The organism is Streptomyces sp. NPDC021093 (genome assembly GCF_044333135.1).
In the GTDB taxonomy this organism is placed as follows: domain Bacteria; phylum Actinomycetota; class Actinomycetes; order Streptomycetales; family Streptomycetaceae; genus Streptomyces.
Window position 1 is genome coordinate 61,886 of the sequence record NZ_JBIRQJ010000014.1, and the last position, 12,188, is coordinate 74,073.

10 protein-coding genes are annotated in these 12,188 nt (G+C 69.7%); 5 read left to right on the forward strand and 5 right to left on the reverse strand.

Annotation, left to right across the window (positions count from 1 at the left end):
• Positions 1-148: 148 nt before the first annotated feature.
• The 3 genes from pta to pyk all read left to right on the forward strand — a co-directional run bounded on the left by pta (position 149) and on the right by pyk (position 5,090).
• Positions 149-2,227: a phosphate acetyltransferase gene (gene pta / locus ACH4SP_RS35485; protein WP_398421309.1), complete on the forward strand. Its 2,079-nt coding sequence runs from the start codon at positions 149-151 to the stop codon at positions 2,225-2,227.
• A gap of 109 nt (positions 2,228-2,336) precedes the next feature.
• Positions 2,337-3,572 carry an acetate kinase gene (locus ACH4SP_RS35490; RefSeq protein ID WP_398421311.1) on the forward strand — a complete coding sequence of 412 codons (1,236 nt, stop codon included), beginning with the start codon at positions 2,337-2,339 and terminating at the stop codon, positions 3,570-3,572.
• Between the two features lie 84 nt (positions 3,573-3,656).
• Positions 3,657-5,090, forward strand: a complete 1,434-nt coding sequence (pyk, locus tag ACH4SP_RS35495) for a pyruvate kinase (protein WP_398421313.1) — start codon at positions 3,657-3,659, stop codon at positions 5,088-5,090.
• An 87-nt stretch (positions 5,091-5,177) separates the two neighbouring features.
• Here the strand turns inward: pyk and ACH4SP_RS35500 are convergent, their stop codons facing one another.
• Positions 5,178-5,663, reverse strand: coding sequence for a hypothetical protein (locus ACH4SP_RS35500; protein WP_398421315.1), 486 nt, complete (start codon positions 5,661-5,663; stop codon positions 5,178-5,180).
• A gap of 528 nt (positions 5,664-6,191) precedes the next feature.
• Between ACH4SP_RS35500 and ACH4SP_RS35505 the strand changes: the two genes are divergently transcribed.
• Positions 6,192-6,587 (forward strand): hypothetical protein, encoded by a 396-nt coding sequence (locus ACH4SP_RS35505; protein WP_398421317.1) that lies wholly within the window; start codon positions 6,192-6,194, stop codon positions 6,585-6,587.
• 156 nt (positions 6,588-6,743) lie between these two features.
• Here ACH4SP_RS35505 and ACH4SP_RS35510 read toward each other — a convergent pair whose 3' ends face one another.
• From ACH4SP_RS35510 to ACH4SP_RS35525, 4 genes are all read right to left on the reverse strand, one after another.
• The gene (locus tag ACH4SP_RS35510; RefSeq protein WP_398421319.1) at positions 6,744-8,252 is read right to left on the reverse strand and encodes a hypothetical protein; all 1,509 of its coding nucleotides are present in this window, start codon (positions 8,250-8,252) and stop codon (positions 6,744-6,746) included.
• Positions 8,242-8,856 carry a DUF6114 domain-containing protein gene (locus ACH4SP_RS35515; protein ID WP_398421321.1) on the reverse strand — a complete coding sequence of 205 codons (615 nt, stop codon included), beginning with the start codon at positions 8,854-8,856 and terminating at the stop codon, positions 8,242-8,244. Before ACH4SP_RS35515 ends, ACH4SP_RS35510 begins: the two co-directional genes overlap by 11 nt.
• Before the next feature lie 143 nt (positions 8,857-8,999).
• On the reverse strand, positions 9,000-9,635 hold the full coding sequence (locus tag ACH4SP_RS35520; RefSeq protein WP_398421322.1) for a DUF6230 family protein: 636 nt from the start codon (positions 9,633-9,635) through the stop codon (positions 9,000-9,002).
• Between the two features lie 661 nt (positions 9,636-10,296).
• A complete protein-coding gene (locus ACH4SP_RS35525; protein ID WP_398421699.1) occupies positions 10,297-11,253 on the reverse strand; it encodes a tetratricopeptide repeat protein in 957 nt (318 codons plus the stop codon).
• A gap of 300 nt (positions 11,254-11,553) precedes the next feature.
• On the opposite strand from ACH4SP_RS35525, the gene ACH4SP_RS35530 reads away from it, so the two are divergent.
• Positions 11,554-12,186: a TetR/AcrR family transcriptional regulator gene (locus ACH4SP_RS35530; RefSeq protein WP_398421324.1), complete on the forward strand. Its 633-nt coding sequence runs from the start codon at positions 11,554-11,556 to the stop codon at positions 12,184-12,186.
• The last annotated feature ends 2 nt before the right edge of the window (positions 12,187-12,188 follow it).

Sequence of the window (12,188 nt, forward strand, 5' to 3'; positions counted from 1 at the left end):
CTGCTCACGGGACTTCTTCCGGCGGGCGCCTTATCCAGCCACAAAGGTATTGTCAAGGGTGCAAGACCACCCTAACCGCACAATCTCGGCAAAGTTACTCGCCGACCACTTACCGACCATGAGACTGACGACGAGACGGAGAGCACGCGTGACGCGCAGCGTGTACGTGACCGGCATCGACCGGGGGGACGGCCGCCAGGTCGTCGAGCTGGGAGTCATGGAACTCCTGACCCGCCAGGTGGACCGCGTGGGCGTCTTCCGCCCGCTGGTGCACGACGGCCCCGACCGCCTCTTCGACCTGCTCCGCGCCCGCTACCGGCTGTCCCAGGACCCGGCTACGGTGTACGGGATGGACTACCGCGAGGCGTCCGCCCTGCAGGCCGAGAGGGGCACCGACGAGCTGGTCTCCCAGCTGGTGGACCGCTTCCACAAGGTGGCCAGGGACTACGAGGTCGTCCTGGTGCTCGGCACGGACTTCGCGGACACCCAGTTCCCCGACGAGCTGTCGATGAACGCCCGCCTGGCCAACGAGTTCGGGGCGTCCGTGATACCCGTCGTCGGCGGCCGCAAGCAGACCGCCGAATCGGTGCGCGCCGAGGCCCGCAACGCCCACCGGGCGTACGAGAGCCTGGGCTGCCACGTCCTCGCGCTGGTCGTGAACCGGGTCGCCCCGGTCGACCGCGCCGAGATCGCGGAGCGCCTCAACGACAGCCGCCTCCCGGTCCCCGCGTACGTGCTCCCGGACGAGCCGGCGCTCGCCGCGCCGACGGTCGCGCAGATCACCCAGGCGCTGGGCGCGACGGTGCTGCTCGGCGACGACGCGGGGCTCGCGCGCGACGCCCTGGACTTCGTCTTCGGCGGCGCGATGCTGCCGAACTTCCTCAACGCCCTGACCCCCGGCTGCCTGGTCGTCACCCCGGGCGACCGCTCCGACCTGGTCGTGGGCTCGCTGGCCGCGCACAGCGCCGGTACGCCGCCCATCGCGGGCGTACTGCTGACGCTGGACGAGCAGCCGGGCAAGGAGATCCTGACCCTGGCCTCGCGCCTCGCGCCCGGCACCCCGGTGATCTCGGTGGCCGGCGGCTCCTTCCCGACCGCGGGAGAGCTGTTCGCCCTGGAGGGCAAGCTCAACGCGGCCACCCCGCGCAAGGCGGAGACCGCGCTCGGCCTCTTCGAGCGGCATGTCGACACCGCCGATCTGCTCGACCGGATGTCGGTGGCCCGCAGCGGCCGCGTGACGCCGATGATGTTCGAGCACGAGCTGCTGGAACAGGCCCGCTCGGACCGCCGCCGCGTCGTGCTCCCCGAGGGCACCGAGGAGCGCGTGCTGCGCGCCGCCGACGTGCTGCTGCGCCGCGACGTCTGCGACCTCACCCTGCTCGGTGACGTGGACGTCATCCGCAAGAAGGCCGCCGACCTGGGCATCGACCTGGCGAGCACCCAGCTCATCGACCCGCAGACCTCCGAGCTGCGGCAGTCCTTCGCCGAGCGGTACGCCGAGCTGCGCGCCCACAAGGGCGTCACCGTGGAGCTGGCGCACGACGTGGTCGCCGACGTGAACTACTTCGGCACGCTGATGGTCCAGGAGGGCCTCGCCGACGGCATGGTGTCCGGCTCCGTGCACTCCACGGCCGCCACCATCCGCCCCGCCTTCGAGATCATCAAGACCAAGCCGGACGCCAAGATCGTCTCGTCGGTCTTCTTCATGTGCCTCGCCGACAAGGTCCTGGTGTACGGCGACTGCGCGGTCAATCCGGACCCGAACGCCGTGCAGCTCGCGGACATCGCGATCCAGTCGGCCGGGACCGCCGCCCAGTTCGGCGTGGCGCCGCGAATGGCGATGCTGTCGTACTCCACGGGCACCTCGGGTGCGGGCGCGGACGTCGACAAGGTGCGCGAGGCGACGGAGCTCGTACGGTCGTTGCGCCCGGACCTGCTCGTCGAGGGCCCGATCCAGTACGACGCCGCCGTCGAGCCCTCGGTGGCCGCGACGAAGCTCCCGGGCTCCGAAGTCGCGGGCCAGGCAAGCGTGTTGATCTTCCCGGACCTGAACACCGGCAACAACACCTACAAGGCGGTGCAGCGCTCGGCCGGCGCCGTGGCCGTCGGCCCGGTCCTGCAGGGCCTGCGCAAGCCGGTCAACGACCTGTCGCGCGGCGCGCTCGTCCAGGACATCGTCAACACGGTCGCCATCACCGCGATCCAGGCCCAGGGCGAATCCGTATGACGGCCACCACCCGGCCCTCTTGGGCACCGGGCCCACCCCCGCTCCGCATGACTTCGCACCCGCACCCGCACCCGCACTCGCACTCGCACTCGCACGAGAAGGCACCGCTGTGACCACTCCCCCCACCCGCATCCTCGTCCTCAACTCCGGCTCCTCGTCGCTGAAGTACCAGCTCATCGACATGCGCGACCGCTCCCGGCTGGCCATGGGCCTGGTCGAGAAGATCGGCGAGGACACGTCCGCACTGGTGCACACGCCGCTGCTCGGCGACGGCGCCGGTGCGAAGCGCATACGGGAGACCAGGTTCGCGGACCACGACGAGGCGCTCCAGGCGGTCGCGCGCGAACTGGCCGCCGACGGCGTCGGCCTGGACTCCCCCGAGCTCGCGGCGGTCGGGCACCGGGTGGTGCACGGCGGCCTGAAGTTCTCCGCCCCGACCGTCGTCACCGACGAGGTGATGGCGGAGATCGAGCGCCTGGTCCCGGTCGCGCCCCTGCACAACCCGGCCAACATCACGGGGATCAAGACGGCCAGGGCACTGCGCCCCGACCTCCCCCAGGTCGCCGTCTTCGACACCGCGTTCCACACGACGATGCCGGAGTACGCGGCCCGCTACGCCATCGACGTCGAGACCGCCGACGCGCACCGCATCCGCCGCTACGGCTTCCACGGCACGTCGCACGCGTACGTCTCCCGCAAGACGGCGGAGCTGCTCGGCAAGGCGCCCTCCGAGGTCAACGTCATCGTGCTGCACCTCGGCAACGGAGCCTCCGCCTCCGCCGTCGAGGGCGGCCGCTGCGTGGACACTTCCATGGGGCTTACCCCGCTGGAAGGCCTGGTCATGGGTACCCGTTCGGGCGATCTCGACCCGGCGGTGATCTTCCATCTGGAGCGGGTCGCCGGAATGTCGACGGACGAAATCGACACGCTCCTCAACAAGAAGAGCGGTCTGGTCGGTCTCTGCGGCGAGAACGACATGCGGGAAATCCGGCGCCGTATCGACGCGGGCGACAAACAGGCCGAACTCGCCTTCGAGATCTACATCCACCGGCTGAAGAAGTACATCGGCGCCTACTCCGCCGTACTCGGCCGCGTGGACGCGGTCGCCTTCACCGCGGGCGTCGGCGAGAATGCCGCTCCGGTGCGCGAGGCGGCCGTGGCAGGCCTCGCGGAACTGGGTCTCGCCGTGGACACGGAACTCAATTCCGTACGTTCCGACGAACCCCGGATCATTTCGCCGGAGTACGCACGGGTAGCCGTCGCCGTTGTACCGACCGACGAAGAACTGGAAATCGCGAACCAGGTGTACGAGCTGGTCGCAGCCGTCGACAACACCGTCAACTGAGCGCGTCTGAGCACCACCGCGCCCATTTGTACATTCCACCAGACGGAATATTCCGCAGCGAAACAAACCGATAGGATCCGCCTTATGCGCCGTTCCAAAATCGTCTGCACCCTTGGCCCCGCCGTCGACTCCCACGAGCAGCTCGTCGCTCTGATCGAAGCCGGCATGAGCGTGGCCCGCTTCAACTTCAGCCACGGCACCCACGAGGAGCACCAGGGCCGTTACGACCGCGTCCGCAAGGCCGCCGCCGAGACGGGCCGCGCGGTGGGCGTGCTCGCCGACCTCCAGGGCCCGAAGATCCGCCTGGCGAAGTTCGCCGAAGGCCCCGTCGAGCTGGTCCGCGGGGACGAGTTCACCATCACCGCCGAGGACGTCCCGGGCGACAAGTCCGTCTGCGGCACCACGTACAAGGGACTGCCGGGCGACGTCCAGAAGGGCGACCCGATCCTCATCAACGACGGCAACGTCGAGCTGAAGGTCGTCTCGGTCGAGGGCCCCCGGGTGAAGACGATCGTCATCGAGGGCGGTGTCATCTCCGACCACAAGGGCATCAACCTGCCCGGCGCGGCGGTCAACGTCCCGGCCCTCTCGGAGAAGGACGTCGACGACCTCCGCTTCGCCCTGCGGATGGGCTGCGACCTGGTCGCCCTGTCCTTCGTCCGCGACGCCGACGACGTCAAGGACGTCCACAAGGTGATGGACGAGGAGGGCCGCCGGGTCCCCGTCATCGCCAAGGTGGAGAAGCCGCAGGCCGTCGAGCACATGGAGGGCGTCGTCATGGCGTTCGACGGTGTGATGGTGGCCCGTGGCGACCTGGCCGTCGAGTACCCGCTCGAAAAGGTCCCGATGGTGCAGAAGCGCCTCATCGAGCTGTGCCGCCGCAACGCCAAGCCGGTGATCGTGGCGACCCAGATGATGGAGTCGATGATCACCAACTCCCGCCCGACGCGCGCGGAGGCGTCCGACGTCGCCAACGCGATCCTGGACGGCGCGGACGCGGTCATGCTGTCCGCCGAGTCCTCGGTCGGCGCCTACCCGATCGAGACCGTGAAGACGATGTCCAAGATCGTCGTGGCGGCCGAGGAGGAGCTGCTCTCCAAGGGCCTCCAGCCGCTGGTCCCCGGCAAGAAGCCGCGCACGCAGGGCGGTTCGGTCGCCCGCGCCGCAGCTGAGATCGCGGACTTCCTGGACGGCAAGGCGCTGGTCGCCTTCACCAAGTCCGGCGACACGGCCCGCCGGCTGTCCCGCTACCGCGCGGCCCAGCCGATCCTGGCCTTCACCACGGACGAGGGCACCCGCAACCAGCTCGCGCTGAGCTGGGGCGTCGAGTCCTTCGTGGTCCCGCACGTGCACAACACGGACGCGATGGTCGACCTGGTCGACGCCGAGCTGCTGAAGCTCCAGCGCTACAACAACGGCGACACCATGATCATCACGGCCGGCTCGCCCCCCGGCATCCCCGGCACCACGAACATGGTCCGGGTGCACCACCTGGGCGGCGAAGGGGCCACCGCCTGACGGCGGCAGCACCGACGGCGGTTGCAGATCGCACGGGCGGGCCCGGAGTCGTGAGGACTCCGGGCCCGCTCTCGTACCGGAATCCGGTCAGTGGAAGATCAGGGTGGCGGAGACCGTCTGGCTGGCCGGACAGAGGAAGCCGCCCTCCGCCAGTGGCACGTCGGCGGTCGCCGAGTACTTGCGGGTGGTGCCGTCGCGCTGTGCCGTCAGCACCCCGGACCGGTAGCGGCAGGTGACGCCGACGACCGTGACCGAGACATCGAGGGCGTCGGCCGTGGCGGTGCCCGCGGCGTCGTCGAAGGTCACCGCCGGGTCGTTGTTGAGGGCTGCACTGAGACCGGAGCAACTCAGGTTGCCGCCGGGCGAGTTGATGGTACTGCGGTCCACGGTGAGGTTGTTGGGCGCGGTGTCGCTGGTGACGCCGCCGGTCCAGCTGCACGACTTGTCGCCCGCTCCGATGGCGCCGTCGACCGTGCTCTGCGCCGCGCTGGCGGGTCCGACCGACAGTGCGGCCACGGTCAGCGCGCCCACGAGCACGCCGGCGACCTTGTGGGGGGAGATGAGACGGGGCATGGGGAGTACCTCCGTGTTCGCGCCGGTCAATTACCGGCGGTAACGCGAAAATAGACATGGCCATGACATCGGTCAACCCCTTCGGGGCGAGCTTTACCGGTGATGGTTCCGGGACCTTCGGCCTCCGGCGCGGGACCTTCGGCCCGCCCGTGGCCCTCAACGGGTTGCTAGCTTGAAGGAGTTGCGCCGGTCGACCCGTTTCGGCCGCGCCGATTCCCCCTGTGCACGCCTGGCCAGGCCGGCGGCACGTACGACCGAAAGGAGGCGACAGTCCCCATGGATCACAGTCCGAGTTGCACGTACACCGCACTCCGCGTCGCCTCCGTCTCCGCTCTCTGAGCCGAAACCTCCGCTCTCCGAGCCGAGTTCGTAGGCGTACTTCTCGCGCGTAAGGAATCACGCGCACCTCCAGCACCACCACCTCACCGCGTGACAGCCGTCCGGCCCCGCACACGGCTGTGCTCCGGCACGGCCGCGCGGCCGGTCGGCCGCCCCGTCACGCCCCGAACCTGAAAAGGGACCACTCCCATGACGAACCACATGAACCACATGAACCACGCGAACCGGCTCGACCAGCTGAACCACGCGATCGACCCCACCCCCGCGAACCGCCCCGATTCCCCCGAGTCCCTGGAGCTGCTGCGCGAAATCCGCGATGAGCTGCGGGACTTCAACAAGGACATGGACCGGCTGAACGCCCTGACGGAGGAGCAGGTCGTCTCCACCGTGCAGAACCGGAAGGTCGCCGCGATCACGCTGATGTTCGTCATCCCGTCGACGTTCGCCGCGATTCCCGGTGCCAACTTCGAGCACCTCAACGAGTACGGCTTCGACAACTTCTACGCCCTGCCGGTCCTGCTCGGCGCAGTCGTCGTCTCCGCACTCGCCACCTTCGCCGTCGTCAAGAAGAAGGGGTGGCTCTAGGACCTGGCCGGCGGACCGGGCCGCGCAGGCCCTGCGGCCTGTCCGATGGGCCGGGACAGCGGCCTACGGCTTCTGGAAGTCGCCGGGCCGACGCACCGAGGCGGGCCCGGGGTGAGAACCCCGGGCCCGCCTCGGTGAATCTCCGTGCGGCGGCGCTCAGTTGGCTGCCGCCTGGCCCGTGCCCGGTCCTGTGAAGTAGTTGTGGAGGCCGGGGACGGTCAGGGTGCCGCCGAACTGGCCCGCCTGGGTGACCCTGGCCTTGGTGAACATCGCGATGGGCACGTTCAGCGGGGGCGGGGTCTCGGGGCTGAAGGTCACCGGGATGAGGCCGAAGAGGTTGCCCTTCAGCTGTTCCGTGTACATCGTGACCGTGCCCTGGCGGAGGGTCGAGGTGGAGCCCTTGCTCGCCTGGACGTGCCCGGTGGAGCCGTTCGGACCGACCGTGGTCTGGTGCAGGTCCTTGATGTCCGTTTCCTTGGCGGTGAACTTCAGGACCTTCTTGATCTTGCCGCCTGCGGTACGGACCTCGACGACGCCCTCGTAGTTGAGGCCGCGGAGGGTCAGCATCGAGGTTTCCAGGATCCACGGGTCGTCCGGGAGGTCCGGGATGCCCGGCTCCAGCTTGGCGTCCGCGAGGGCCTTGGGGTCTGCCGTCGGGCAGGGGAAGGGGATCTTGCCGTCGGCGTTCGGGACGAGGTCGGGCTTGCCGTCGCCGTCCTTGTCCAGGTCCGCGATCTTGATGCCGAGCTTCTCGGCGGCTTCGCGGATGGCCTTCTCGGTCCTGGAGGTCTCGGCGTCGGCCTTGTCCTTGGCTGCCTTCTCCTCCTTTTCGAGCTCGGCCTTGGCCTTGGCCTCGGCCTCCTTCGCGGCCTTCGCGTCCTTGGCGTCGTCCGCCTTGTCCGCGTCGGCGGCCTTGCCCTTGCCCTGGTCGGCGGCCGGGGGCTTCTTCGTCCCGTCCCCGGCGGGTGCGGGCGCCTTGTCGTCCTTGGCGTCCGGCTTCGCCGTGTCCGTCGCGGTGGGCGTGGGGGTGGCCGCGGGGGGAGCCGCCGGCTCCTCCTTCTTGCCGCCCAGGCCCTCGAAGAAGTCCTTGATCTTGGGGCCCACGCCGAGCGGGTCCAGGGGGTTCTTGGACTCGGTCTCGGTGGGGGTGGGCGTCGGCGCGGGAGTCGGCGCGGTGGTGTCCGGGGCCTTCTTCCCGTCGCCCGCGGGCGGCTTGGTGGCGTCCGGGGCCGGGGTCTTCTCCGGCTTGCCCGCTCCTGCGTCGCCCTTGGCCGGGTCGTCCTTGCCGTCGGGCTTCGTGGCGTCCGGCTTCTCCGCCTCGTTCTTGCCCTTGCCCTTGTTCTTGTCCGCCTCGTCCTTCGCGGCGTCCTTGTCCGGCTTGCCGTCGCCGTCCTTGTCGGCGTCCTTGCCCGCCTCGTCCGGCTGGGTCACGCACGGGCCGGGGGCGAACGGGTTCGCCGGTTCCTCGGCGGCCATAGCCAGCTTCGGCGTCAGGCTCATCCCGACGAACACCGCGGTGGGCATCGCCGCGAGGGCCAGGGCCTTGCCCGCCGGCATGTGGAGCTTGGTCAGCAGCGACTTCCTGGGGGCCGCGTGGCGCGGCCCGCTTCTCCCGCGCGCCTCCGCTCCCCCGCCCGCGTTCTCCTGGGCCTCGTCACCCCGCACTGTTCCTCCTGCCATCGGCGTCGACAGATGTGTCAGTCGTGTTCGTGTCCGGCGCGTTCGTGTCCGTGCCGGTTCCCGGACCCTCTGCCTTCGTCAGGTTCGCCCCCGGCTGCCCGGCCGCCTGCGGCGGCACCTGGGTGAGGGCCATCGTCTGCTCGGCAGCGGCCTCCGGGGACGGAGCCGCCGCCGGTTCCTTCGCCGCTTCCTTCGCCGGGGCCCATGCGATGGACATCGCACCGCCCAGCAGCGCGAGCAGGAAGCCGATGATGAATCCGCCGATGTTCGACACCGGGATGGAGACGAGGGCCAGCAGGATCGCGGCCACACCCGCGAAGATCCGGACGATGGAGTGGAACCACATCGTGAGGCCCAGTGTGACCAGCAGGACGCCGATGATCAGCGAGCCCGCGCCCGCGGTCGTCGCCATGGTGAGCGTGAGCGAGCCCATTTTGAGGTCGTTGTACGGGAAATACATGATCGGGACGCCACCGAGGATGGTGAGGAGTCCCGCCCAGAAAGGCCGGACACCTCGCCAGGCGCGGAAACGCAGCCGCCAGTAGTGGAAATCGCGGCTCTCGCTCGGAACCGAGGTCTCGGCGCTCATGAAAACAGCTCCCTGGAACCGGTGTTGCTGTGCAGAAGAAGAGGGAGTGGGCACGGGCGGGACACCCCGGGGACGGTCCGCTCTACCGGTGTCCCGTCCGGTGCCCCGCCCGCGGAGTGCTCAGCGGCACTCCCGCGGAGCGCTTAGTAGCACTCCTTGACGCCCTTGTGCAGGCGCAGGCTCAGACCGCTGAGCTTGAAGGTGCCCGCCGAGGTCGCCCAGGCGCGCTGCTTCACGTTCTTCAGCACGGCCTTGTCGGCCTGCTGCGCGAAGCCGAAGGGGTTGGCCTTCGTGCCCTTCTGGATGCCGGGGCCCTTGGTGGCCTTGCCCGCCGCGACACCGATGTCGATGTTCGAGAACTCGGCGTCGGCGTCGAGGTCGGCGACGTCCAGGTAGATGTTCTCGGCCTCGACCGGCTTCCCCGGGTCCGTACCGGCCTTCAGCATCAGGCTGATGCTGCCGAAGATCGGCACGTCGGGCGTGACGACCGACTGGCACATGTTCGTGATCGTGGCCTTCTTGAAGCCGGAGACCGCGACCGGGTGAGCGGCCGGGTTCCCCTTCAGGTCGGTGCCCTCGGCGATGGAGCCGTACTGCACGAAGCCCGTGCCGTCCAGCTTGTCCGTGGTGACCTTGAAGTCCTGGCCGGAGACGCTGAACGAAGCCGCCAGCGCGCCCTGTGCCATGGCGACGCCTATCGCGGCGGTCGCGGCCACGCTCGGCACCATGACGACCGCGAAGCGACGCCATCTGGTTCCACCGCGTACTTGGGAACTCATGTACTTTCCTCCTTCTCGGACGTACATCTCCGGTACGGGCAGGGGCCCGTCGGGATGGGAGAAGTGCTACGTCCTCGGAGTGCGGGCGCCCGCGCTCGGAGCCCGGCTTGTGCCACGTCCGATCACCGGCGATCACCCCCGAGCGACAACCACTGGCCACGCGTTCGCGCAACCTGCTGGACAGGCCCCGCCGTTGGGCGGAGACCCCCCTGTCCAGAGCCGGCACCACTGCTGCCGACCCGCCCGGTGGGGACCCAGAAACCCCGCCGACCCGACTGGCTTGTCAGGGCGTGGGCAATGGACCGAGCGTGGCCGATCGTGGTGCATTCACGGGCTCGGCACAAGGGGGTTCGTTACTCGCTAGTAACGGGCCGATAACCGAAGCGCGGCATGCCGGTCTCGCAGGGTCGCGTCCGGCTGCGTCGTGTGACGCGGAAAATCGGGTGATTGTCGCAACAAGGCGGACAGAAGGGCGAGTTCGCTTTACTGCGAGTAACAGCGGCCCCGATTGCCAAGTTTTGGCAAAGCGGGGCCGCGGTTTATCACTGTGTCGCCAAATTCCCGCAATGCGGAAGCGTGGCGCGGGCGGGGCGTGAGGGGCCGTTGTTCTCTGCGGCGCCGTCGTGGCTGATCGCGCAGTTCCCCGCGCCCCTATGGCGCTCTAGAAGAGCACCCGTGCGAGCGCCGAGCGAGCCGACGCGACCCGGGGGTCGTCCGCGCCGACGACCTCGAAGAGTTCGAGGAGCCGGACCCGCGCCGCGTTCCGGTCGTCCCCGGCCGTGACGCGCACCGTGTCGACGAGCCGTCCGAAGGCGTCCTCGATGTGCCCGCCCGCGAGGTCAAGCTCGGCTGCGGCGATCTGCGCGGTGACGTCGGCGGGGCGCTCCGCCGCGTCCTTGCGCGTCTGCTGCGGGTCCAACTTCGTCACCCGGCCGAGCAGTTCGGCCTGCGCCAGACCGGCCTTGGCGTCCGGGTTGGCGGGGTCGTCCGCGAGTACGTTCTTGTACGCCTGGACGGCGCCGCCGAAGTCATTGGCGTTCAGGGCGTCCATCGCCGCGTCGAGCAGCGCGTCGTACGGACCGACCGGGGCGGCGGCCTCGGTCTCGGCGGCCGCGCCCGCGCCGTCCGCGACCTGGATCCCGGTGAGCCCGAAGCGCTCCTCGCCGACCTGGATCAGCTGGTCCAGGGTCTGCCTGATCTGTGCCTCCGGGGCCACGCCCTGGAAGAGCGGCAGGGCCTGTCCCGCGACCACCGCGAAGACGGCCGGGATGCCCTGGATGCCGAACTGCTGCATCAGCATCTGGTTGGCGTCGACGTCGACCTTGGCGAGGACGAACCGTCCCGCGTACTCCTGTGCCATGCGCTCCAGGAGCGGGCCGAGCTGCTTGCACGGCTCGCACCACTCGGCCCAGAAGTCGATGACGACCGGGACCTCGGAGGAGCGCTGGAGGACGTCTGTCTCGAATCCTGCCTCGTCGACGTCGAACACGAGGTGGGAGGCGGGCACGGCTGCGGTGCCACCCTGCCGGACGGCCTCGGCGCGCGCCTGCTCCGCCTTCTGCCGGGCCTCATTGGCCGCTTTCACCGCGGCGAGGTCTACGACGCCGCTCATGGACATGTTCCTAGGCTGCATGCGTACATCCTCCCCCCTCGGTGGCCGGTTCAGAAAAGGCCTCCGCCCTTTACGAGCGGTACTGGTGTGCGGCAGTGCCGTGGCACTGCCGCGGTACTTCTCTGGCGGCGCCGGGTCCCCACCTGGCGCCAGTGGTTGTCGCTCGGCCCCGCGGGAAGATCCGGAAGGCTTTCGCTACGGGTCGTAGCGTAACTCGACCGGCCATCGGAATGCCCCGTGATCTCGCTCACGATCCCTTGCGAGGCCTCTGACGGACCGGACCTACTCACCGGTATGGTCTCCGCCATGTCCACCCCCGCCACTCCCTCACCACCCCGCACGGGCCGCCCCCGCAGCGTCACCGCGGACGCCGCGATCCTGGACGCGACCCGGGACGCACTGGTGGATCTGGGCTGGTCGAAGCTGACCATGGGGGACGTGGCACAGCGCGCGGGGGTCGCCAAGACGACCCTCTACCGGCGCTGGGCGCACAAGAACGAGCTGGTCGTGGACGCGGTCGCGGTGCTCTTCGACGAGCTGGAACTCCCGGACCGGGGAAGCCTGCTGGAGGACGTGCAGGGCGTGGTGCTCCAGTTCGCCGCGCTCCTGGAGCGCCCCGAGACCAAGACCGCGCTGATGGCGGTGGTCGCGGAGTCCACCCGGGACGACGCCCTGCGGACCCGGATCCGCTCGGCCATCGTCGACCGCCAGAAGCGCCTCGTGCTCCTGGGCCGGGAACGCGCACAGGCCCGCGGCGAGCTGCCGTACGAGGAGTCCCCCGTGCAGGCAGCCCGCAACGCGGACCTGATCTTCGACGTGATCGCCGGGGCCGTCGTCCACCGGGCGCTGGTGAGCGCGGAGCCGGTGGACGAGGCGTGGGCACACAGCTTTACGTCGCTGCTGGTGAGCGGCCTGGGCGGGGTCACGCCCCAGGCGTAGTC